The 22,060-nt window shown below is 62.4% G+C and carries 21 protein-coding genes; 10 read left to right on the top strand and 11 right to left on the bottom strand.

From position 1 onward, the window contains the following. Window positions 1-31: 31 nt before the first annotated feature. Window positions 32-160, bottom strand: coding sequence for a hypothetical protein (locus tag NKJ55_RS27020; RefSeq protein ID WP_352452539.1), 129 nt, complete (start codon window positions 158-160; stop codon window positions 32-34). A 400-nt stretch (window positions 161-560) separates the two neighbouring features. Here NKJ55_RS27020 and NKJ55_RS27015 point away from each other — a divergent pair, with 400 nt between their 5' ends. The 4 genes from NKJ55_RS27015 (at window position 561) to NKJ55_RS27000 (ending at window position 6,383) form a co-directional block, all read left to right on the top strand. Beyond that, entirely contained in the window at window positions 561-1,532 is a 972-nt protein-coding gene (locus NKJ55_RS27015) for an ABC transporter substrate-binding protein (RefSeq protein WP_031211023.1), read from the top strand. Between the two features lie 74 nt (window positions 1,533-1,606). Next, complete coding sequence (locus NKJ55_RS27010; protein ID WP_352452538.1) at window positions 1,607-2,683, top strand: quaternary amine ABC transporter ATP-binding protein; 1,077 nt, start codon at window positions 1,607-1,609, stop codon at window positions 2,681-2,683. Then, window positions 2,680-4,662 carry an ABC transporter permease gene (locus NKJ55_RS27005; RefSeq protein WP_352452537.1) on the top strand — a complete coding sequence of 661 codons (1,983 nt, stop codon included), beginning with the start codon at window positions 2,680-2,682 and terminating at the stop codon, window positions 4,660-4,662. The genes NKJ55_RS27010 and NKJ55_RS27005 overlap by 4 nt, the downstream gene beginning before the upstream one ends. Window positions 4,663-4,820: 158 nt before the next feature. After that, window positions 4,821-6,383 carry a hypothetical protein gene (locus NKJ55_RS27000; RefSeq protein ID WP_352452536.1) on the top strand — a complete coding sequence of 521 codons (1,563 nt, stop codon included), beginning with the start codon at window positions 4,821-4,823 and terminating at the stop codon, window positions 6,381-6,383. Window positions 6,384-6,505: 122 nt separating this feature from the next. On the opposite strand, the gene NKJ55_RS26995 is transcribed toward NKJ55_RS27000, so the two are convergent. The 5 genes from NKJ55_RS26995 to NKJ55_RS26975 all read right to left on the bottom strand — a co-directional run bounded on the left by NKJ55_RS26995 (window position 6,506) and on the right by NKJ55_RS26975 (window position 11,299). Next, window positions 6,506-7,687 carry a M20 aminoacylase family protein gene (locus NKJ55_RS26995; protein ID WP_352452535.1) on the bottom strand — a complete coding sequence of 394 codons (1,182 nt, stop codon included), beginning with the start codon at window positions 7,685-7,687 and terminating at the stop codon, window positions 6,506-6,508. A gap of 45 nt (window positions 7,688-7,732) precedes the next feature. Next, window positions 7,733-8,506 carry an amino acid ABC transporter ATP-binding protein gene (locus NKJ55_RS26990; protein ID WP_352452534.1) on the bottom strand — a complete coding sequence of 258 codons (774 nt, stop codon included), beginning with the start codon at window positions 8,504-8,506 and terminating at the stop codon, window positions 7,733-7,735. Continuing rightward, a complete protein-coding gene (locus NKJ55_RS26985) occupies window positions 8,493-9,413 on the bottom strand; it encodes an amino acid ABC transporter permease (RefSeq protein WP_352452533.1) in 921 nt (306 codons plus the stop codon). Before NKJ55_RS26985 ends, NKJ55_RS26990 begins: the two co-directional genes overlap by 14 nt. Before the next feature lie 8 nt (window positions 9,414-9,421). Beyond that, window positions 9,422-10,252, bottom strand: a complete 831-nt coding sequence (locus NKJ55_RS26980; protein WP_502904514.1) for an ABC transporter substrate-binding protein — start codon at window positions 10,250-10,252, stop codon at window positions 9,422-9,424. 72 nt (window positions 10,253-10,324) lie between these two features. After that, window positions 10,325-11,299 (bottom strand): substrate-binding domain-containing protein, encoded by a 975-nt coding sequence (locus NKJ55_RS26975; protein ID WP_352452531.1) that lies wholly within the window; start codon window positions 11,297-11,299, stop codon window positions 10,325-10,327. Window positions 11,300-11,408: 109 nt separating this feature from the next. On the opposite strand from NKJ55_RS26975, the gene NKJ55_RS26970 reads away from it, so the two are divergent. Beyond that, a complete protein-coding gene (locus NKJ55_RS26970) occupies window positions 11,409-12,746 on the top strand; it encodes an aminotransferase-like domain-containing protein (protein ID WP_352452530.1) in 1,338 nt (445 codons plus the stop codon). A 26-nt stretch (window positions 12,747-12,772) separates the two neighbouring features. Here the strand turns inward: NKJ55_RS26970 and NKJ55_RS26965 are convergent, their stop codons facing one another. Continuing rightward, window positions 12,773-14,131 (bottom strand): trimethylamine monooxygenase, encoded by a 1,359-nt coding sequence (locus NKJ55_RS26965; RefSeq protein ID WP_352452529.1) that lies wholly within the window; start codon window positions 14,129-14,131, stop codon window positions 12,773-12,775. Between the two features lie 259 nt (window positions 14,132-14,390). Here NKJ55_RS26965 and NKJ55_RS26960 point away from each other — a divergent pair, with 259 nt between their 5' ends. Continuing rightward, entirely contained in the window at window positions 14,391-15,110 is a 720-nt protein-coding gene (locus NKJ55_RS26960) for a helix-turn-helix domain-containing protein (protein ID WP_352452528.1), read from the top strand. Between the two features lie 467 nt (window positions 15,111-15,577). On the opposite strand, the gene NKJ55_RS26955 is transcribed toward NKJ55_RS26960, so the two are convergent. Genes NKJ55_RS26955 through NKJ55_RS26940 form a run of 4 tightly spaced genes read right to left on the bottom strand, consistent with a single transcriptional unit; the run spans window position 15,578 to window position 19,334 of the window. Further along, window positions 15,578-16,618, bottom strand: coding sequence for a heme-dependent oxidative N-demethylase family protein (locus tag NKJ55_RS26955; protein ID WP_352452527.1), 1,041 nt, complete (start codon window positions 16,616-16,618; stop codon window positions 15,578-15,580). Window positions 16,619-16,627: 9 nt separating this feature from the next. Beyond that, window positions 16,628-17,593 carry a PDR/VanB family oxidoreductase gene (locus NKJ55_RS26950; RefSeq protein ID WP_352452526.1) on the bottom strand — a complete coding sequence of 322 codons (966 nt, stop codon included), beginning with the start codon at window positions 17,591-17,593 and terminating at the stop codon, window positions 16,628-16,630. After that, window positions 17,590-18,186, bottom strand: coding sequence for a dimethylamine monooxygenase subunit DmmA family protein (locus tag NKJ55_RS26945; RefSeq protein WP_352452525.1), 597 nt, complete (start codon window positions 18,184-18,186; stop codon window positions 17,590-17,592). Before NKJ55_RS26945 ends, NKJ55_RS26950 begins: the two co-directional genes overlap by 4 nt. 14 nt (window positions 18,187-18,200) lie before the next feature. Then, window positions 18,201-19,334 carry an aminomethyl transferase family protein gene (locus tag NKJ55_RS26940; RefSeq protein WP_352452524.1) on the bottom strand — a complete coding sequence of 378 codons (1,134 nt, stop codon included), beginning with the start codon at window positions 19,332-19,334 and terminating at the stop codon, window positions 18,201-18,203. A 286-nt stretch (window positions 19,335-19,620) separates the two neighbouring features. Here NKJ55_RS26940 and NKJ55_RS26935 point away from each other — a divergent pair, with 286 nt between their 5' ends. From NKJ55_RS26935 to NKJ55_RS26920, 4 genes are read left to right on the top strand one after another with little or no spacing between them, the layout of a single operon-like run. Next, complete coding sequence (locus NKJ55_RS26935) at window positions 19,621-19,908, top strand: hypothetical protein (protein ID WP_023673993.1); 288 nt, start codon at window positions 19,621-19,623, stop codon at window positions 19,906-19,908. 10 nt (window positions 19,909-19,918) lie between these two features. Further along, the gene (locus NKJ55_RS26930) at window positions 19,919-20,296 is read left to right on the top strand and encodes a hypothetical protein (RefSeq protein ID WP_352452523.1); all 378 of its coding nucleotides are present in this window, start codon (window positions 19,919-19,921) and stop codon (window positions 20,294-20,296) included. Between the two features lie 15 nt (window positions 20,297-20,311). After that, window positions 20,312-20,473 (top strand): hypothetical protein, encoded by a 162-nt coding sequence (locus NKJ55_RS26925; protein WP_352452522.1) that lies wholly within the window; start codon window positions 20,312-20,314, stop codon window positions 20,471-20,473. 15 nt (window positions 20,474-20,488) lie between these two features. Next, a complete protein-coding gene (locus NKJ55_RS26920; RefSeq protein ID WP_292653875.1) occupies window positions 20,489-21,889 on the top strand; it encodes an APC family permease in 1,401 nt (466 codons plus the stop codon). Window positions 21,890-22,060 lie beyond the last annotated feature (171 nt).

Below are 22,060 nucleotides of genomic sequence, written 5' to 3'. Positions count from 1 at the left end.
AAAGCCTCGGATATGATCTGGTGTTGAAAGGTCACAAGCCGGCGGCGATCCCGCGTTTGGCGAAGACGTAAGGCATTTTGGTCTGCTGCATTGTATCGGTACCCTGTCCTTGCGGCTCGCACACGGGATGACCGGCAATCTTGGCTTTTTTCAAACTCATCTACGGGTCCCGCAGAAAGACGGGCCGTGAAATTGGCACCGGCGTTAATCGTTGCGCGACGTGAACGTTGGTATATATAATTTCATCCCATGAAAGTGGCTCTGGGCGAGTTGCCGAGCCAACAGCCGAGATCATGGGACTTTTGATGGTTTGCCCCTCAAGACCGGCGATCGATCCGTGGATGACTGCCTTGGTAGCAATCCTTCGGCAGTCATGACGCGGCCGGTCCCGCCACATCTTCACCAATTTGGGCACCACCCCCGTTTTGCGCCGGCATCCGCTTCGGCAGCATTGTGGCGCCTACGGCCTTGCGCAACGACCAGCTTTTCCAACACAATCAAAAAAGACGCAAGAAGGGAACGAACGATAACGTCCACCAGAGCTTGACAGGAGAACAAGCATGTCACTTCGGAGCATGATTTCGAATTTCTCAATGGGAGCCTTAACACTTGCCGCAGCCGCACTGACATCTTCGGCCTATGCGGCAGCGCCGGAATCCAACGACCCGATCAAGATCGCACTGTTCGACTGGACCAGCGTCAATCTGAACGCCAAGATCCTCGGCGGCATCCTCGAAAAGCTCGGCTATACCGTCGAGTATCCGACCGCCGACTATCTCTCCAGCCTGACCACCGGCCTGACCAATGGCGACATTGATGTCGGCCTGGAATTCTGGGACACGACGGCCGGCGAGGCGATGAAGGCCTCGGACGCGACGGGCCAGACCGAACGCCTCGGCAAGCTCGGACCCAAGGCCAAGGAAGAATGGTGGTTTCCCGAATATATGAAAGAGAAATGCCCCGGCCTGCCGAACTGGGAAGCGCTGAAAGACCCGAAATGCGCCGAGGCCTTTTCGACGGCCGAAACCACACCGAAGGGGCGCTATCTCGGCGGCCCGGTGACATGGGAAGGTTTTGACGACGAACGCGTCGAGGCGCTGAAACTGCCCTTCACCGTCATCCATGCCGGCACCGATGCGGCGATGTTCGCCGAACTGGACTCGGCCTATCAGCGCAAGGCGCCGATCATGCTGTGGATCTATTCGCCGCATTGGGCGCCGGCCAAATACAAGGGCGAATGGGTCGAATTCCCCGACTATACGACAGAGTGCTACACCGACCCGAAATGGGGTGTGAACCCCGACGCGAAATATGACTGCGGCAAGCCGCATGGCGAGATCTGGAAATATTCCTGGGCCGGCATGAAGGACAAATGGCCTGTCGCCTACAAGGTCGCGAAAAACTACACGGTCGACACCGACGAGCTCAACAAGATGAGCGGCGAGATCGATCTCGAAGGCAAGACGCCGGAAGACGTCGCCGCCGCCTGGATCGCCGCCCACGAAGCCGACTGGAAAGCCTGGGCCGAGTGACCGTCTGACTGGAAATCCGACGACCCGGCCATCCGTGGTCGGGTCTCGATCCCGTGTTCCAGAAGGACGATCGCATGACCGATACGATTGAACAGGCGGCGAAAGCGGGCAACGATGCCCGCCCGACAAAGCTTGCCTGTCACAATGTCTGGAAGCTGTTCGGGGCGGACGCGGCCAATTTCATCCGCCGGCGCGACGGCAAGGCCAGCCTGGCGGACATCGCCGCTGCCGGACTGGTTGGCGCGGTGCGCGCCGTCGATCTCGAAATCCGCCAAGGCGAGATCTTCATCATCATGGGACTTTCGGGGTCCGGCAAATCGACGCTGGTGCGCTGCATGTCGCGGCTGATCGAGCCGACCCACGGCAAGGTCGAGTTTGAAGGCAAGGACCTGCTCAAGATTTCCGATGCCGCGCTGATCGAGCTGCGACGCCACCGCATGGGCATGGTGTTCCAGAATTTTGCCTTGCTGCCGCATCTCAACGTACTGGAGAACATTGCCTTCCCCCTCGGCATCCAGGGGCAGGACCGGCCGACGCGCGAGGCGCGCGCGCGGGAAGTGATCGAGCTGGTCGGCTTGCGCGGTCGCGAGCATTTCTATCCGCGCGAGCTTTCCGGCGGCCAGCAGCAGCGTGTCGGCATCGCCCGCAGCCTCGCCACGAAGCCGGAAATCTGGTTCCTCGACGAGCCGTTCTCGGCCCTCGATCCGCTGATCCGCCGTGAGATGCAGGACGAGCTGATGCGGCTGCAGACCATGCTGCACAAGACCATCGTCTTCATCACCCATGATTTCGACGAGGCCATCCGGCTGGCCGACCGGATCGCCATCATGAAGGACGGCGAGGTGATCCAAATCGGCACGCCGGAAGAGCTGGTGGTCAACCCGGCGACCGACTATGTCGCCGAATTCACCCGCGACGTCGACCGCGCCAAGGTGATCTCGGCGCGCAGCCTGATGCGCGCCTGCGACGGCGCCGAGTACGGCGGCACGGTCGCGCCGGATGCCAAGATATCAAGTTTTTCGGCTGATATCGTCTCTGCCGGCAAGCCCTTCGCGGTGGTCAACGGCACCGGCAAGCCGATCGGCGAAGTCACGCCGCAGGCGGTGATCGATCTTCTCGCCGGCATAGAACGTCGTGGGGCCGGCGCATGACGGTCACGGCAAGCGCCAGCGCAGCGAGGCCCCGACCGGTTCAAACCTGGCTGGCGATCTGGGCCTGCGCGCTCGCCGCCGTGCTTATTGTCTTCCTGCTGCAGGAAAGCCTGCCCTGGGCGGTCAATTACCCGGCCGGCGCGATCGTTCCCGTCGCAGACTGGGTCGGTGCGCTGATGAACTGGGTGAAGTCGAACTTCTCCTGGCTGACCCGCTCGATCACCGCGGTGCTCGGCGTGCCGCTCGATTTCGCGCTCGCTCTTCTGGCCAAGAATTTCAAGATCGGCCATGGCGCGGATATGATCGTCTTGCCGCGCCTGTCCTGGGTCGGCGTCTGCGCTACCGCCTATCTTGCCGGGCGCGCCGCCGGCGGCTGGAAGCTGGGTGCGCTGGCCGGCGGCTGTTTTCTCTACATCGCGCTGTTCGGGCAGTGGACCAGCGCCATGCTGACGCTGGGCTTGATCTCGATCGCCGTGCCGTTTTGCATTGTCACCGGGCTGTTCGCCGGCATCTGGGCATGGCGCAAGCCTTGGGCGGAGAGGTTGTTGATCTCCCCTGCCCTCGATCTGATGCAGACGATCCCGACCTTCGCCTATCTGATCCCGATGCTGCTTCTGTTCGGCAACAGCCCGGTCTCGGCAATGATCGCGACGGCAATTTTCGCGACGCCGCCAATGGTGCGGGCGACGATGCTCGGCCTGTCGCGGGTGCCGTCGGAGATCGACGATTTCAGCGAGATGGCCGGCTGCACGGCACGGCAGAAACTGTGGCGGGTGCTGTTGCCGTCGGCGCGGCCGACATTGATGGTCGGCGTCAACCAGGTCATCATGCTGGCGCTCAATATGGTGATCATCGCCTCGATGATCGGCGCCGGTGGGCTCGGCTATGACGTGCTTTTGGCGTTGCGCGCGCTCAAGGTCGGCGAGGCCATGGAAGCTGGCCTCGCCATTGTCGCGCTGGCAATTGCACTCGACCGGCTGAGCCAGGCGATCGCGCACAATCACGCCAAGGGCAATGTCCGCCATCAGGCCAGCACCAGTTTCTGGCGACGCTATCCCAATCTGACGCTGGCCGTCGCCATTCTCGCCGCCACCACGCTGCTCGGCCTGTTCGTGCCGGCCTTTGCCGCGGTGCCGAAAGCGATCACCTTGACCACCGCGCCTTTGTGGAAGGCGGCGGTGAACTGGATCACCATCAACTTCTTCGACACGATCGAAGCGTTCCGCGTGGCGCTTATCCTCAATGTGCTGAACCCGGTGCGCGCCTTCTGCGAGGGCTTTCCGTGGCTGGGCGCGGTGTGTCTCCTCGGCCTTGCCGGCTACCAGCTCGGCGGCTTGCGCCTCGCCGCCCTGGTCGCGGCTTTGACAGCGTTCTGCGCCGTCACCGGACTTTGGGAAAAGACCATGGCGACGGTCTATTTGTGCGGCATCTCGGCCTTTGTCGCCTGCCTGATCGGCATCCCGATCGGGCTGATGGCATCGCGCAGCGACCGCTTCGAAAAGATCGTCACGCCGGTCATCGACACGCTGCAGGTGCTGCCGTCGTTCTGCTTCATCATTCCGGTGGTCATGCTGTTCAGGGTCGGCGACGTCACCGCGATGATCGCCACCGTCGCGTTCGCCGTGGTGCCGGCCATCCGCTATACCAATCACGGCATTCGACAGGTGCCGCCGGCGCTGATCGAGGCGGCGAAGGTTTCCGGCTGCACCAGGCGCCAGACCTTCTTTCGCGTGCAGCTGCCGCTGGCGTTGCCCGAGATCATGCTCGGCGTCAACCAGACCATCCTGATGGCACTGGCGATGATCATCATCTGCGCCATGGTCGGCACGCGCGATCTCGGCCAGGAGGTGTTCATCGCCCTATCCAAGGCCGATTCCGGCCGCGGCATCGTCGCCGGCCTGGCCATCGCCTTCATCGGCATCGTCGCAGACCGGCTGTTCAACGCCTGGACGGCGAAGGCTCGGGCAAGGCTGGGATAGTCCGGAATAGGACGGCCTCAGGAAACTGCCGCCAAGCGCGCCGTTAACGAGGCACCGATCCCTACACCTAAAGACATAGCCATTCGGGATTATTGCTCGTTCTTGCCTCACATCGTACGGCTGTGATGGGACGGGTAGGCTCAACAGGAGAGCGGATAATGTCTAAACGCGTTCCCTTTACTACCGGTGATCTAGCAGATCATCAGCGGGGTATCGATGACGCCCTCACAGGCGATCCGAATACGAATATCTTGACCGGCGACGCTGGCGGCAGCCTGCTCGATTTCTCAAGAGGCGGCAACGACACCTTTACGGAAACCGCACCGTCGACCTACACCTTCTACGGCGACGCGGCTCGGAGCTTGTTCAATTTTGCTCGGGGCGGTGACGATACCTTCACCACGGGGCTGTCATCCTCCACCACCACTGCCTTTGGTGACGCGGGCGACGATATGTCGGACCATAGCAGGGGCGGCAACGATACCTTCACCAGTGGAGTGGCAAGGCAGGTAGTCGATACCTTCTATGGTGACGCCGGCGGCAAGATGTTCGGCTATGCCCGTGGCGGGGATGACACTTTCCTGACCAGCACTGTGCAAGGAGCTACCCACACCTTCTACGGTGATGCGGGCGGCGAAATGTCGGATCACAGCAAGGGCGGCAACGACACCTTCCAGGGCTCCAGGCAGGCCACGAACACCTTCTTCGGTGACTCCGGCAGCAACATGTCCGGCAATGTCCAGGGCGGCGACGACAGCTATACGAGCCGGACCGACTCGCTCAACACTTTCTACGGCGATGCCGGCGGCGATATGTCAGGCCACAGCAAGGGTGGCAACGACACCTTCACGAGCAGCTTCTTTTCCACCAACACTTTCTTCGGCGATGCCGGCGGCAACATGTATGACCACGCTCAGGGCGGCGACGACCATTACACGGACACGGGTGGGGCGCTTCTGAGCAAAACTCTCTATGGCGATGCGGGCGGTGATCTTTCCGGTTTCGCCGAGGGCGGCAACGACAACTTCACGAGCGCTGGTGGGTCCCAGATAAGTTTCTACGGTGACGCGGGCGCCAACATGTCCGACCACTCTCGCGGTGGCGACGACACGGCCGTGCTGCAAGGCACTCATAATTTAGGGTATGGCGATGCGGTCACGATGCTCGGCAGCGCTGTGGGCGGCAATGATTCCCTGACTGGTGGCGACAGGAACTCCGGTCCGGATGTTCTAAGCGAGTTGTACGGCGACGCCCTCGCTATGTCCGGTTCCGCCAGGGGCGGCAACGACATTCTTACCGGGGGCCACAACAGCGAAAGCGGCCAGGTCCGCAACTTCCTGTGCGGCGACGCTCTACAAATGTCCGGTTCGGCTCTGGGCGGAAACGATACCCTGTATGCCGGGAGCGCGGCACCCGGCTGCACCGTCATCAACGACATGTGGGGTGACGGGCAACTGAGCGAACTGGCTCAGGGCGGCAGAGATCAATTCATATTCAAGGACGATGGTTCAATGACGGTCGGAACCCAAAACACCATCTACGACTTCAGCCAGACCCAAGGCGACACCATTGTATTTAGTGGCCTGGAGGGCGTGCAATCGTTCGATGATCTCACAATTGCGCAAAGTGGAACCGACACCATCATTACCGCAGGAGTCGATCAAGTTACTCTCGCAAACTTTACAAGCCCGCTGACGACGAGTGACTTTTTGTTTGTCTGAAAGCGAAGCTCTTATCGCATTCGAAGAGGGGAATGCCTGAGAATTCGTTGAGCATCGTCGCGCGGCCGGTCGCCCCAATAATGCTCGCCCGGCCGATCGACAATCCCAGCCGCAAGTATGGATCAAGCGGCCAGGAATCTCTCGGTCAAACGAGCCCAGAGCGCTGCGCCGACGGTCAGATTGCCGTCGTTGAAATCATATTTCGAGCTGTGCAGGATGGCTGAATCCTCGCCGTTTCCGAGGCGCAGGAAGCAACCGGGTTTGTGTTCGAGGAAATAAGAAAAATCTTCGCTGCCGGGGATCAACGGGCAGACGGACACCTTGTCCTGACCGACGAGTTCGACAGCGATGTCTGTCGCAAAGGACGTCTCGCGCTCGGAATTGACCACCACCGGGTAGCCGCGCTGGTAATCGATCTCGACCGTTGCGCCATGCGCCTGCGCCACAAGTGCTGCGATATTGCGAATACGCTGCTCGAGCGTGTCGCGGATCTCGGCCGAGAAGGAGCGGACGCTCAGCGTGATTTCGGCGTGTTCCGGGATGACGTTGGAGGCCGTGCCTCCGTGAATCGTGCCGACGGTGACGACAGCCGTCTCGATCGGGTTGACGTTGCGCGACACAACCGTCTGCAGGGTCATGACGATGTTGGCGGCAGCGACGATCGGGTCGACCGTCAGGTGCGGACGCGAGGCGTGGCCGCCACGCCCGGCGATCCTGATGGTGACGGTATCGCTCGCCGCCATCAGCGGCCCGGCGCGCATCAGGAACGAACCCGTCGGCGCGCCCGGGTGGTTGTGCAGCCCGAATATCGCATCGCAGGGAAAGCGCTCGAACAGGCCGTCGGCGATCATCGCCTGCGCCCCGCTTCCCTTGCCGGCTTCCTCGGCCGGCTGGAAGATAAGGTTCACCGTACCGTTGAAATGCCGTGTGCGTGCCAAGTATTCGGCGGCGCCGAGCAGCATCGTGGTGTGGCCGTCATGACCGCAGGCGTGCATCTTGCCGCTGGCCTGGCTGGCATAAGGGAGATTGGTAGCTTCGGTGATCGGCAGGGCGTCCATGTCGGCACGGATGGCGATGCTGCGGCCGCTGCCCTGGCGCAGGCGGCCGACGACCCCGAGCCCGCCGACATTGCGCGTCACCTCATAGCCCCAGCTTTCGAGCCGTTCGGCAACGTATGCAGCCGTTTCGTGCTCCTGGAATGAAAGCTCGGGATGCGCGTGCAGGTGCTGGCGGGCCGCTGCAAGCTCGGCGGCCTTGTCGGCGAAGTCGGAAATGTCGGCGAACTGGTTGGAGGTCTTTGGCATGGGAGGTCCTTTGCCGGCCGAGCAGGTGCCGCGCCGGCTTTGCTTTTAGATGAAACGGCTTAAGAAAGCCCGCGTGCGCGGGTGCCTGGGTTTAGCGAGAACCTCGTCCGGAGGCCCGGCCTCGATCACATTACCGTCGTCCATGAACACCACCCGATCCGCCGCTTCGCGGGCGAAGCCGATCTCATGCGTGACCACGATCATGGTCAAGCCCTGCCTGGCGAGATCGCGCATGGTGGCGAGCACCTCGCCGACCAGCTCCGGATCGAGCGCCGACGTCGGCTCGTCGAAGAGCATCAATTTCGGGCGGATGGCGAGCGCACGGGCGATGGCGACGCGCTGCTGCTGGCCGCCTGAAAGCTGGCGCGGATAGGCGTCGATCTTGTCGGCAAGACCGACACGGGTCAGCAGTTCGCGGGCGTAGCCGATCGCCTCCTTGCGGTTCTCCCGGTGAACGCCGACCGGAGCCTCGATGACGTTCTGCAGGGTCGTCATGTGCGGATAGAGATTGAACTGCTGGAACACCATGCCGATCTTGCGCCGCTGCGCGGCGATCGCGCGGTCGGAAAGCTTGTCGAGGCGGCCGTCGTGCAACCGGTAACCGATCTGCTCGCCGTCCACCTCGATCGACCCCTGGTCGATCGCCTCGAGATGATTGATGCATCGCAGGAAGGTCGACTTTCCGGAGCCGGACGGTCCGAGAATGACCACCACCTCGCCAGGTGCGACGTCCAGATCAATGCCCTTCAGCACCTTGAGCGGGCCGAAGGCCTTGTGAACGTTGCGCGCCCGGACCAGGGGCGTGTCATGCGCGCTCATTGGCGGCCTCCAGGGTGGCGGTCGCCGTCTTCTCGCGCGCGCCGCGGTCGCCGCGGCTGTAGTGGCGTTCGATCGCGCCTTGCGCGACATTGAGGACCGAGGTGATCAGCAGGTACCACAGCACTGCAACCATCAGCAGCGGAATGATTTCGAAGGTGCGGTTGTAGATCGACTGCACCGAGTAGAGCAGGTCGGCCATGGCGATGACGCTGACAAGCGACGTCGCCTTGATCATGCTGATCAGCTGATTGCCGGTCGGCGGCACGATCGACCGCATCGCCTGCGGGATGATGATGCGCCGCAAGGCCCGCGCGCGGGTCATGCCGAAGGCTTCAGCCGTTTCGGCCTGTCCCTTGTCCACCGACAGCAGCCCGCCACGGATGATCTCGGCCATGTAGGCGGCCTCGTTCAGCGCCAGACCAAGAACGGCGGCCGTCAAAGGCGTGATCAGGTCGTTGGTGTTCCAACTGGCGAAGCCGATGGAAATGCGCGGAAACAGCGTCGAAAGGTTGTACCACAGGATCAGTTGCACCAGCAGCGGCGTTCCCCGGAAGAACCAGATGAACAGGCCGGAGAGAAGGGATGCCAGCCTGTCGTTCGACATGCGCGCGATGGCGAGCAGCAGGCCGAGCACGATACCCAGGATCATCGCCACGACCGTCAGGCCGAGCGTTACGGAAAGCCCCTGCATGACCGTCGGATCGAAGAAATACTGGGCGACCACCGGCCAGCCGAAATTCGGGTTGACCGCGACGATATAGGCGAAGCCGGCTGCCACGGCGACGGTGAACGCCCAGAGCGCCAGCCGGACGAGCGGAAACGGCCGGTGGGCTCGTTTGACGTCGCGCAGCGCGTCGTCGGGATGTCGCGGCAGCCCGGCCGCGTAGGCAGCGGTGGCGTCGGTCATGGCAGCCTCTACTGGCCCTGGTTGATGCCTGGCGCATCGATCATGTTCTTCTCGAGACCCCACTTCTTCATGACCGCGGCGTAGGTGCCGTTCTTCATCAGGATCTTGAACGCGTCGAGCAGCACGCCGCCCAGCGGCGAGCCCTTCTTGACGACGGCGCCTTGATAGATGTCCTTGAAGCCGTTGGCCTGGCCGACCCCGGCGAGTTCCAGCTGGCCCTTCGCCTGCTCGACGAAATAGGTCAGCGGCGCCTGCGAGGAGAAGAATGCGTCGGAGCGTTTCGACCGGACGGCCAGTATCGAGCTCGGCTGGTCGGTGAAGGATTGCACCTCGACGGCCGGCTTGCCCCCCTCGGTGCATTTCTGCGCCTGCTGCTTGATGACCTTTTCGGCCGAGCCACCCGACATGACGGCGATGCGCTTGCCGCACGCGGTGTCGAGCGAGGTGATGCCTTGCGGGTTGCCCTTCTCGACGGCGAAGACGACGTATTCGCGCACCCAATCGATGAAGTCGTTGGATTTCTGCCGGTCGGGATAGTCGCCGACAGGCCCCATCGCGAACTGATAACGGCCGGCATTGATGCCGCTCAGCAAAGCCGGCAGGCCGGCGACGGAGGCATGATCGACCTCGATGCCGAGCAACTGGCCGATGGCGTCCGAAATGTCCTTGGTCGCCCCTGACAGTTCGGTGCCGGTGACGATCTCATAGGGCGGGAACGAGCCGTTGTTGACGGCGGTGATCTTTCCCGCCATGCGGATCTCTTCCGGCAGCCGGGCCCGCAAATCCTCGTTCACCGATTGCTTCTGGATATCCTGGGCAAAGCTGGCCTGCGCCAGCATGGTGACGAGCGAGGCGAGTATGAAGCTGATTGTCCTCATGGCATTCTCCTTCGTGTTCTTCGTTGTGCGTTGTCAGGCTGCGGTGGCCCGCGATCTGGCCTCGAAAGGAAACAAGGCTTCGGCGGAAATCGGTTCCGCCAGAATGCCCTGGGCATGGAGCTCGGTGACGAAATCCTCGATCATGCGCTGGTTGGCGGGCAGGCCGCTGGCGTTCCAGGAGGCAGGCAGGTCGCGTCCCGTGTGGAGCAGCTCCTCGAGGATCCAGGGCGAGGTATCGGCATATTTTCGGCGCTTGCCCGTCCAGACGCGCTGGCTTTCGTCGATCAGCCTGGCGAGTTCCTGCGGCAGCCAGGGGTGCTCCCTGACCAAGGCGGCCTTGACGGCGACCAGATGCATGCCCGGGACATAACCGACGTCGGCGAAATAGGCGCGTTCGGCCGCGCGAAAATCGCGCAGCACTTGCCGGAAGCCGGAAGCCGGGCCGAAAAAGCCGTCCGGCATGAAGGGCGTGAAAACGGCGTCGAGCTCGCCTTGCGACAGCAGCTCCATCATCGGGCGCTCGCCTGGTGCTGCTTCGATGCGCCCCGGCCTGCCGAATCCGTCGAGGCGGTCGGCGATCGGGTGCCCCGATGTCAGCCTGCCGGCGAACCAATAGGCATCCTCGACGCCGACGCCTTCCCGGCGAAGCGCCGCGCGCGTCCATGTGTTACCGGAATCGCGCCAGCCGGTCACGCCGATGCGTTTGCCGGCAAGGTCGGAAAGCCGTTCCAGCGGGCTGGTCTCGACCGTTATGATGCAGCGATGGCGAAAGCCGCGCATGATGAAGCACGGTAATCCAACCACCGTATCGACGCCCGAAGCCATGGCCGACACATAACGGCTGAATGAGACCTCCGCCGCATCGTAGTTCGGATCGGTACCGATATCCGCGATCAGCGTAGCGACACGATCAACCTTCACCGACAAGCGGCTCGAAGTAACGTCACCCAGCACCAAAGGGGTGAGATAGTCCCAATCGCGGGTGGCTACAGTGATGGAAACGGGCATCGGCATGAACTTCAACGCTATGTTTGACCGGCGATTGGTAAATGTTTATTTTTGGCCGATCAAATGTTATTATGTTATTGAACATTAGCTTTAATGGTCGCGGGTGCCGATGGATTTCGATGCAGGATGGTTCGCTGATCGCCTTGGCGACCGCACGATGCGCGGCATCGCGCGCGAGACCAGTGCGCTGATCAGAAGCGGCGCACTGCCTGTCGGCGCAAAGCTTCCGCCGGTGCGCGATCTGGCCTATGTGCTTGGCGTCAGCCCGGCGACGGTCTCGCAGGCGTGGAGCGAGTTGCGGCGCTACAAGATCATCGGCGGCCGCGGACGCAACGGCACCTGGATCATGGGCAACCGCTTTGCCGCCCGGCCCGAGCGCCACATGAGCGGCGGCAATTACGGACAGGATGTTCTGAATCTGGCGATCGCGGAGCCCGATGTGAGGCTCTTGCCGCCGCTCAACATCGCGCTGGCGCATGGTGCGCGCGCCGAAAAGCTCAACAGCTACGAGCGGGTGCGCATCCTGCCCGAGCTGGAGGCCGCAGTGCGCCCGTCATGGCCGTACGATCCCGGCGCGTTCCTGGCCACCAATGGCGGTTACAACGCCATCTACACCTTGCTGCATGCGCTGGTCCCGCCGGGGGCGCCGGTGGCCATCGAGAACCCGACGGCGCTTCGCCTGCTCGACATCCTCGAGGATCTCGACGTGCCGATCATCCCCGTGGATTGCGACAGCGACGGTCCCTTGCCGGATGCACTTGCCAACGCTCTGCGGCAGCGGCCCGTCGCGTTCCTGTTCCAGCCGCGCGTCCATTCGGTTACCGGCGCCTGCATGTCGTCGGCGCGGCTGGAAGTCATCGGCGACCTGCTCGCCGGCACCGACGTGCTGATTGTCGAAGATGACGGCGTCGGCGATATTGCCTCGGCGCCGCGCATTTCGCTTGGCCGGCGTTTTCCCGATCGCGTCGTCCATATCCTGTCCTATTCCAAGACCCATGGCCCGGATCTGCGGCTCGCCGTGCTGTCCGGATCGGCGACGATCGTCGAGCAGATCCAGTCCTACCGCAGCTTCAGCTCGGGATGGACCAGCCGCATCCTGCAGGCAGCCACCGCCTGGCTGCTGCAAGACCCGGCCACGGCCGCCCTGGTGGAGCAGGCGAAGGAGGTATACCGCGGCCGTCGCGAACGGCTCGCTGGCGAACTGGCGAAACGCAACGTCGCGATCGACGCCGGACATGGGCTCAGCGTCCTCATTCCCGTTGCCTCGGAACCTTACGCGATGGTCACGCTGGCTGCACATGGTATCGCGGTCCATGCCGGGGCGAAGTTTTCGACCGGAAAGACCAGCGCCGTGCGCGTCGCGACGAGCATCCTGAGCGAGGAGCACCTCGAGCACGTCGCAAATTCCCTGGCGCTGGCAGCCGACCCGGCGCGGGAAATTGTCTGACGCAAGTCAATCGCCGTTCGGACTGCCTACTCCGCCGCGACGCCCTTCACTTCGAGATAGCTCTCCATTGAATCGTCCATCGCCTGCAGCCAGGGCGTGTGGTGCAACGGCGCCATCGTGCCGGTCATCAGCGAGCGATAGGCATGGTCGCGGAAGCCCATAATGTCTTGCGCCTTATGGTGCTCCCATTCCATGAAGGTCTGATTGACGGCCTCGACATCGAAGCCGGGATAGTCGCTCTGCTCCATCAGCTCCCTGGTGTAGTCGCCCTGGAACCAGATCATCTGCTCGGCGTCTTCAAGTGTTTCTTCACGTGCCCGCCATTTCCGGCCGTGCTCGGCCATCGCTTCGGCCGAGGGCAGCTTGATGCGGCCCATGATGACGTCGCGGGCGAACCAGGCCTGCGCGTCGAACATGTTGAAGGTATAGAACTGGTCCTGCATGCCGATATAGGACAGCTTCGGGTTTTTCTCCCAGACGACGCCCTCGTAGAGCCCGTCCGGCCACATACGGTTGGCGGTCTTCAGCTTCAAATCCTCGGTGAGGAACGGGAAGGAGTGGAGATAGCCGGTGCACAGGATGATAGCGTCGACGTCTTTGGTGCTGCCGTCCTTGAAATGCGCGGTCTTGCCGACGACCTTCTGCAGCAGCGGCACTTCCTTCCAGTTCTCCGGCCATTTGAAGCCCATCGGCTTCGAGCGATAGCTGGAGGTGATGGATCTGGCGCCGTATTTGTAGCATTGCGAGCCGATGTCCTCGGCTGAATAGGAGCGGCCGATTATCAAAATGTCCTTGCCCTTGAATTCCATGGCGTCGCGGAAATCGTGGCTGTGCAGGATACGGCCGTTGAAGGTCGAAAAGCCCTCGAAATAGGGAACGTTGGGCACGGAGAAATGGCCCGAGGCGACGACGACATTGTCGAACTCTTCCGAGTAGGTGACGTCGCTGGTGCGGTCATGCGCGGTGACCGTGAATTTTTTTGTCGTTTCGGAAAAGGTGACCATGCGCACCGGGCTGTTGAAGCGCACCCATTGGCGCACGCCGGATTTTTCGACGCGGCCCTTGATGTAGTCCCACAGCACGGCGCGCGGCGGATAGGAGCCGATCGGCCGGCCGAAATGCTCCTCGAAGGTGTAGTCGGCGAATTCGAGACATTCCTTCGGGCCGTTCGACCAGAGATAGCGGTACATCGAGCCGTGCACCGGGTCGCCGTGCTCGTCGAGGCCGGTGCGCCAGGTGTAGTTCCACAGGCCGCCCCAGTCGGACTGCTTTTCGAAGCAGACGATTTCGGGAATATCGGCGCCCTTGTCGGCGGCCGACTTGAAGGCCCTGAGCTGGGCCATGCCGGACGGCCCGGCTCCGATGACGGCAACACGATCTTTCATTGCGGGCCTCCCGATCTCATTTCCCTAACGAAACAAATTTCACTGACAGGACAGTAATTGCCCCTTCGATGCTGTCAACAGGGCTTGTCGCGAAACCGCGTTTCGCCCAGCTGGATTTCCAAGCGACGCAGTAGCTCGGGCGAAATCCGGACATTGCGCAATTCGACACGGGTGGCTTGCCGTGGCAGTTGCGCTTCTGTATCGGCACCGAATATGTTCACCGTGAGTGAAATGAATCGGCAAGGTCCGGGGTGGCAACATGGCGAAAAAAGCATCCAGTCTAAAGCCCGCTGCGGCCGTCGTCGCCGCCAAAGCCAAGCCGTCGGTCGCTGCAATCGATCCGCGCAAGATACGCGCGCCGCTCACCCAGAACCCGCACGCCATTCGCGACACCCGCGAAAAGGTCCTGGAGGTCGCCATCGGCCGCGAGGTGCGGGCCTTCCGCAAGAAGCTCGGCATTACGGTGGCCGATCTGGCTGCCGCCACCGACATTTCGCTTGGCATGCTGTCGAAGATCGAGAACGGCATCACCTCGCCATCGCTGACCACGTTGCAGGCGCTGTCACGGGCGCTCGGCGTTCCCGTCACCGCCTTCTTCCGCCGCTTCGAGGAAGAGCGCAGTGCCGTCTTCGTCAAGGCCGGCGAAGGCCTCGACGTCGAACGCCGCGGCACGCGCGCCGGCCACCAGTACAATCTGCTCGGCCATATCGGCTCCAACACCAGCGGCGTCGTCGTGGAACCCTATCTGATCACGCTGACCGAGGATTCCGACGTGTTCCCGACCTTCCAGCACGAGGGCATGGAATTCCTCTATATGCTCGAGGGCGAGGTGGTTTACCGGCACGGCAGCAATCTTTACCCGATGAAGCCCGGCGACAGCCTGTTCTTCGACGCCGACGCGCCGCACGGACCGGAAGTGCTGAGCGTTCTGCCGATGCGCTATCTGTCGATCATCTGCTACCCGCAGAGCGCGGGGTGAGCCGGAGATGAGGGCGCACAAGCAATCCTGGATCGCTGCACTCCACGGCCACGGTAACGGCATGGATCCTAGGGTCTCCGCTACGTCGCTTCGCTCCTGCTTCGCCCTAGGATGACGAAGGCGTGGGGTCCAAGGCTAATCGCGGATGTCGGAGATTGGCAGTTGCATCGCGGCTTAGAGGTTGGTGGCCGACGGCAATTCGCAAGTTTCGAGGTTAGCTGAAGCGTCCCTCACTTCGTCATCCTAGGGCGGAGCAGGAGCGAAGCGACGTAGCGGAGACCCTAGGATCCATGCCGTAATCTCCACGCGCTGCTACGTTGAACTGCAGGGCAAGCTCGTCCTCGATTGGTCGCAAGGGGGCTAAAGGCCGGCGCTCTACGGCGCCCCCCTCTGCCCCGCCGGGCATCTCCCCCTTTTGGGGGGAGATTGGCAGCTTGACGGGCAGCGCGAACCTCGCAAACAGAACCTCAATCCGGCCCAAAACCCGGCGAGGTCGCACTGCCGTCATCCAATTTCGACAGCCATTCGACCAGCGTCGCGCGGTAGCGCGTCAGGCCTTTGTAGGCGGCGAGTTCGTCTGGCAGGTCGCGGATGACGCGGTGCAGGCGCCGTGCCCATTTCGGCTGCGTCACCAGCTCGTCCATCTTGATCAGGTAGCAGCGGATCGGGAAGACGATCGCATTCGAGCGCGGCAGCCGCCAGAAGCTCTGCAGCTCGACGCGCAGATGCACTTTTTCGCCGACATTTTCCGGCGTCACCGTGGCGCGGTCCGGACCCCATTTGTGGTAATTTTCCGGGCTGGTATCGAGGCGCGGATTGATGGTCATCGTCCAGTTCAGCCGGCGTGCGGGTTTGCCCTGCTGGATGTTGGTGAGGAATTTCAGCGCCCGGACGAATATGCCCTTCTCATGCGCCAGCGGCACCGGCGCGTGCCATTCGAAGAAGTTCATGCCGATGTCGAAATCGAGCGACCAGTCGGCCTGGGTGGTGACCATGCCGGCATCCATCCACAGGTTGCCGTCGCGCTGGTCGAGGATGCAGAAATCGCCCTGGCTCTGGCGGGTGATGTATTCCATCGGCCCATAGGGCAGCGTCGAGACATCGCCAAAGGTGAAGCTGTCGTCGATGCCAAGCGGCCGGTTGATCCAGCGCCAGCGGTCGCCATCGCGCGTCAGCGTGAAATGCTCGGGATAGCCCAGCGCCTGCTGCTCCATCAAAAGCTCGAGCAGATCCCAGCCGGCCAGCGTCATGTGCGGCAGCGACTGGCAGCGCAGCGGATCCTCGGCCAGCACCAAAGCGCGGTCCTGCATCTCGGCGACATAGTGCTCGTCGACGTCGATCAAATTCTCCAGCACGCTGCCCTTCGGCCCGACGACATGCGGCTCGATGTTGACGGCATACATGTAGCTGTCTTCATGGAACGGGAACGGGAACCGCCTGATGTGCTCGGGGCTGTTCCTGAAGGTAAAGTCGTCGCGGAACGTTTCCTTGCGAAAGGTGATGCCCAAGCTCGCCTCCTATCTTTCCAGCACCAGCGACCTGCCCTCGAAGCGCGAGACGCAGGGCATGATCTTGCAGCCCGAACGGTGGTCTTCCTCGCTCAGCCAGTGGTCGTTGTGGATGAATTTGCCGTCATGCGAAATGACGTTGGTCTCGCACTGGCCGCAGACGCCGCCGCGGCAGAGATAGGGCGGATCGACGCCGGCCGCCTCGATCGCCTCGAGCAGGCTCTGCTGCTCGTCGACACGGATGGTCTTGCCGCTGAGCGCCAGCGTCACGTCGAAGGGGGCGCCGGGCTGCGGCGCCGCGAAATGCTCGAAATGCACGGTCTCCGGAGGCCAGCCGAGCGCCGCGGCACGCTCGCGCACCCAGCCAATCATGCCCGACGGGCCGCAGACATAGAGATGCGTGCCGAGCGGCTGCGATGACAACAGCCGGTCGAGATCGACGCGCTCGTCGCGGTCGTCGTGATAGAGCCTGACCCGGTGATCGTAGCGCTCTCTCAGCAGGTCGGCATAGGTGCCGAGCGAGGCGGTGCGGCAGGTGTAATGCAATTCGAAATTGCCGCCTTCCGCCGCCAGCTGCGCGGTCTGCGCCATGAACGGGGTGATGCCGATGCCGCCGGCCAGCATCAGATGCTTCCTGGCGCGCAGATCGAGCGAGAACAGGTTGACGGGATAGCTGACCACCATCTCCGTGCCCGGCCTGACCTGCCTGTGCATGAACAACGAGCCGCCGCGGCCGGCGTCGTCGCGGCGCACCGAGATGGTGTATTCGCGGGTGTCTAGCGGCGAGCCCATCAGCGAATAGGGATTGAGCCTGGTGCGTTCGCCATCGCGCATCTCGACGACGACATGGGCGCCGCCGGAGAAGGTCGGCAAAAGCTCGCCGTCGCGCCGGCGGAAATGAAAGCGCGTCACCAGCTCGTTGACCGGGACGACATCGCTGACGACGACATCGAGCTTAGTTGTGCCGGCGCTCATCGAAAGACCTCCTCGATCGGAGGAATTTCGCTGCGGTCCTCGGCGTTGATGCAGACGCCCTGGAAGGCGGCGAGGCGCCGCGAATAGTGGTCGCGCACCAGAAGCAAGAGGCCGCAATGCGAACAGGTTGCCGGCTGCGTCGTCACGTTGTCGGTGATGCCCTTGCAATGGACGCACTGCATGCGGCGCGCCAGCGAGCCGCGATGCTCGGTCTGAACCGAGGTGTGGTCGATGCCGGCTTCGAGCGCCGCCTGCATGGCCTGGCCGATCAGCCCCTCGGTGCCGGCGAGATAGAGCCTGAGGCCCATATGGGCGTTGGCCAGCATCTGCTTCAGCCGCGGCAGGGCGCTGGCAAAGGAATGACCGAGGTAGAACTGTGCCGGCTTCAGGGCTTCGACCGCATCGGCGTATTTGCCGTCGCGGCCGGGAATGAAGATGATGTGGGCGCCGCCGAAGAAATCCGCCGGTGCCTTGGCGGCCAGATCGGCAATGGCCAGCGCTCCTTCTGCATCCGCTATGAAAAGATGATGCTTGCCGGGCTGCGGAGACAGGGTCCCATAGACCGGCCGGCTGATGATGCTTTTCGCTGCCATACCCGCAGTATGCCTCAGCCTTTCGCCGTGCGCTTGGTCTTCTTCGGATCGTCGAAAGGAAGCGGCTCGGCGGTTGCGCTGATGGGGCCGCTCTTGTTGCGGATCTCGAGCCTGGTGCCCTGTACCGCGCAGTTGACGTCGAGCCGGGCAATGCCCATCGATTTTTTGACCAGCGGCGAATACATTGCGCAGGTCACCACGCCGACCTTTTTGCCGTCGCGATAGACCGGTGCGCCCTCGTCGGCCGGCTCCTTGCCTTCGAGCAGCACGCCGAAGATCTTGAAGCGCTCCTTGCCCTTGAGGCGGTAGTGCTCCTCGGCACCGCGAAAGCCCGTCTTGCCGGGGCTGACGGTGAAGTCGAGACCCAGCTCCCACAGCGTGTCGCCGGGGCCTTCGTTCTCAAACGGGTATTTCTGCGAATTGTCGTAGGGGTAAAACAGCAGGTAGCTCTCGACGCGCAGCATGTCGAGCGTGGTGAAGCGGCACGGGATGATGCCGGCGCTCTTGCCCTCGTCGAGGATCCTGTCCCAGATCGTTCCGGCGTCCTGGCCACGGCAGAAGATCTCGTAGCCGCGCTCGCCGGTGTAGCCGGTGCGCGAGATCATCACCGGAAAGCCGAACAACTGCGTCTGCATGTGGTGGAAATAGTTGAGGTCGCGAATGCCGGGCACATGCTTTGCCAGATAATCCACGGCTAGCGGCCCCTGCAGCGAAAGGTCGTGCAGATTGTCGTCGAAGCGCAGCGACACGTCGCGACCGACGCAAGCGCGCTGCAGCTCTTCATGGCCGGTGCCCGAGCCATGCACGACCATCCAGGAATTCGGGCCGGTGCGGTAGAGGATGCAGTCGTCGGTGAACTTGCCGGCCTCGTTGAGCATGCAGGCATAGGCCGACTTGCCGGGATAGATCTTTTCGACGTCGCGCGTCGTCGCCAGATCGATCAGGTGCGAGGCGTGCGGCCCGGTGATGTGAACCTTCTTCAAGCCGGACACATCCATCAGGCCGGCCTTGGTGCGGATGGCGATATACTCTTCGTCGGCGTCCTTGTCGTAGGTCCAGGCGGTGCCCATGCCGCTCCAGTCCTCGAGCTTCGAGCCGAGCGCGCGATGGCGATCCGCAAGCGTCGAAAATCTCCAGGATGCCGTCATCCGCTGTCCTCCGTTCGAAAGAAACGTTTTTGCTTTCCCCTGCTCCCTGCACACAGGCGGGAGCGTTGCCTTGAATATTGATCGCAAACGCCGGGAGCCTGCAATACCCGTAAGCAAATAATTTCATTGTCAGGCAAATCCGGCGGGCCCAAACAAACGGTTAACGTCGCGTAAAATCGTCTTGACAATTCCAGAATTCGGCTGGATTTTATGAAAAAAATTTCACTCTCTTGAAAGAGGGCAATGACCGGCCAATCCGGACCGGCGTTGAAAAAGGGGAAAGCCGATGTCCGACCTGCAACAGCGCGTGGAAGCGTTGTACCGTTCCGACGTGCGTGGATCCATGCTCCTGATCGTCTGCCTGTGGGCGACGATCCTCTTTGTCCTGTTCATGACATGGCCATACGTCCCCGACGCAGGCATCAAGCTCGTCGTCGCGGTCGCCGCCGCCGCCGTGCTGATCTTCAACACGGCCGCGATCCTGGCGATGGTCAACCACTACAAGGAAGACAAGGACTTCATCTACGGCCTCGACATCAAGAATGCCGACGCCTACCGCAACCGCAAGTCCTGAGGGGAGACGCATGGCCCGCTATACACCGCCCGAACAGAGCAAGGCCGGACAGGTTTTCGATATCGCCGTCGTCGTGGTCGCGATTTTCGTCGCGCTGTGGCTGCCGCTGAAACTAGGGCTGGCAGGGGCGGCAAAATCCATCGACGCGCTCGACGCCAAGACGTGGGAAGCGCTCGGCCAAAACCCGACCATGGCCTCGATCTGGGAAAAGCTCGGCTACACGCCGGAAACCGCGCACGACGTCATCCAGAACCGGTTCCACTACATCATCGACTGGCCGACGCTGATCATCATGGCGGCAGTGCTGATCGGCTATTTCATCTTTCTGTTCCGCGCATCGGACCGCGAATACCGCGACGTCATCGACGAAAAGTTCGGCGACAAATAGATAGGAAGCATCGTCATGTGGGTGGCACTCTCTTACGCATGCTGGGGCATCTCGATCGTGCTCGCGCTGTGGATGCTCTACGACTGGTTCAAGATCGACACGACCTATGCCGAAGAGATGCTGACCTCGTCCAGGGAAGGCGAACTTGAAGCCGTGTCCGAAAAACACCGGATCTGAGTGGGGGATTGAACGATGACGATCACGGCTGAACCAGCGGTGCAAGTGCAAGGCGACAGGGTTTCACTGCTCAGGGTGCTCGGCCCCGCCCATGTCTGGGCGCTCGGCGTCGGCATCGTTCTGGTCGGCGAATTCACCGGCTGGAATTTCGCGGCGGACAAGGGCGGCGCGCTGGCGGCGCTGATCGTCTGCTGGATCGTCGGGCTGCTCTACACCTCGGTCGCGATGATCGATTCCGAAGTTACCTCGACGGTTGCCGCCGCCGGCGGCCAATATGCGCAGGCCAAGCACATTGTCGGGCCGCTGATGGCCTTCAACGTCGCGCTGTTCCTGGTCTTTGCCTACACCATGCTCGAAGTGTCGGACGCGATCCTGCTCGGCGACACCATCGTCGCCAAGGCCGGCGTCGAGGGCCTCAACCACAATTCCTTCATCGCCGCGACCATCGTCGTGCTGGCATGGCTGAACTATCGCGGCGTGCTGATGACGCTCAACGTCAATTTCGTCATCACCGCCATAGCCTATGTCTCGATCGTCATCCTGTTCTTCTCGGTCAGCCCGTGGACGCAAGGCGCCGTGCTCAAGCTGAACGAGTTGGTGACCCCGGGCAACGCCCTGCCCTATGGCTGGATCGGCGTCATCGCCGCCTTCCAGTTCGGCATCTGGTATTATCTCGGCATCGAGGGCACCACCCAGGCCGCCGAGGAAGTTCGCTCGCCGGCGCGCTCGCTGCCCTACGGCACGATGGCCGGCATGATCACGCTTCTGATCGCCGCCGCCATGACCTGGTATGTCTGCGCCTCGCTGATGCCCTGGGAATATCTCGGCATCACCTATTATCCGCTGTGGGACGCGGGCAAACTGACCGGCAGTGCGCTGCTGGAAAACCTGTTGTTCATCGCGACGCTGCTTGCCGCACTCGCCTCCGCCAATGGCTGCATCAACGACGCCGCGCGCGCCTGGTTTTCGCTCGGCCGCGACCGCTATCTGCCGACCTGGTTCTCGGCGGTGCATCCGAAATACCGCACGCCCTATCGCTCGATCCTGTTTCTGCTGCCGATCGCGCTCGCCTTCGCCTTCATCGCCGACCTCAACCAGGCGATCACCTTCTCGATCCTGTCGGGCGTGCTGCAATACACCTTCATGAGCATCAACATCATCATGTTCAGGAAAAAGTGGCCGCTCGGCTCGATCCGCCGCGGCTACACCCATCCGTTCCATCCGCTGCCGGCTATCGTCTTGTTCTGCCTTTGCGTGGTCACCTTCTTTGCGATCTTCCTCGGCTTCGGCTCGCAGCTGATCGCCATGGTCGCCTTCTACTTCCTGATCTCGCTATGGTTCCACTTCTACCGCTACAAATTCGTGCGCCGTGGTGCCCAGTTCACCATGCCGTGGCCGAAACCGCAGGGCTACTGACAGGAGTAAAGGAGGCTCCCCCCAAAACGCAGCGCAATCGCATATGGGAAAGTTGGCCCCCCCCCCCCATTGCCCCCCCAATGGGGGCGGGCAAAAAGGGGGCTCCGCCCGAAACCCCGCGGGGGGGGGGTGCGGCGGGGGGGATGGGCCCCACATATACCCCCCCGGGGG

Source organism: Mesorhizobium sp. M0106, from assembly GCF_040322715.1.
Lineage (GTDB): Bacteria > Pseudomonadota > Alphaproteobacteria > Rhizobiales > Rhizobiaceae > Mesorhizobium.
Note: the sequence above shows the minus strand (reverse complement) of the source record. Positions and strands in the feature narration are given on the sequence as shown.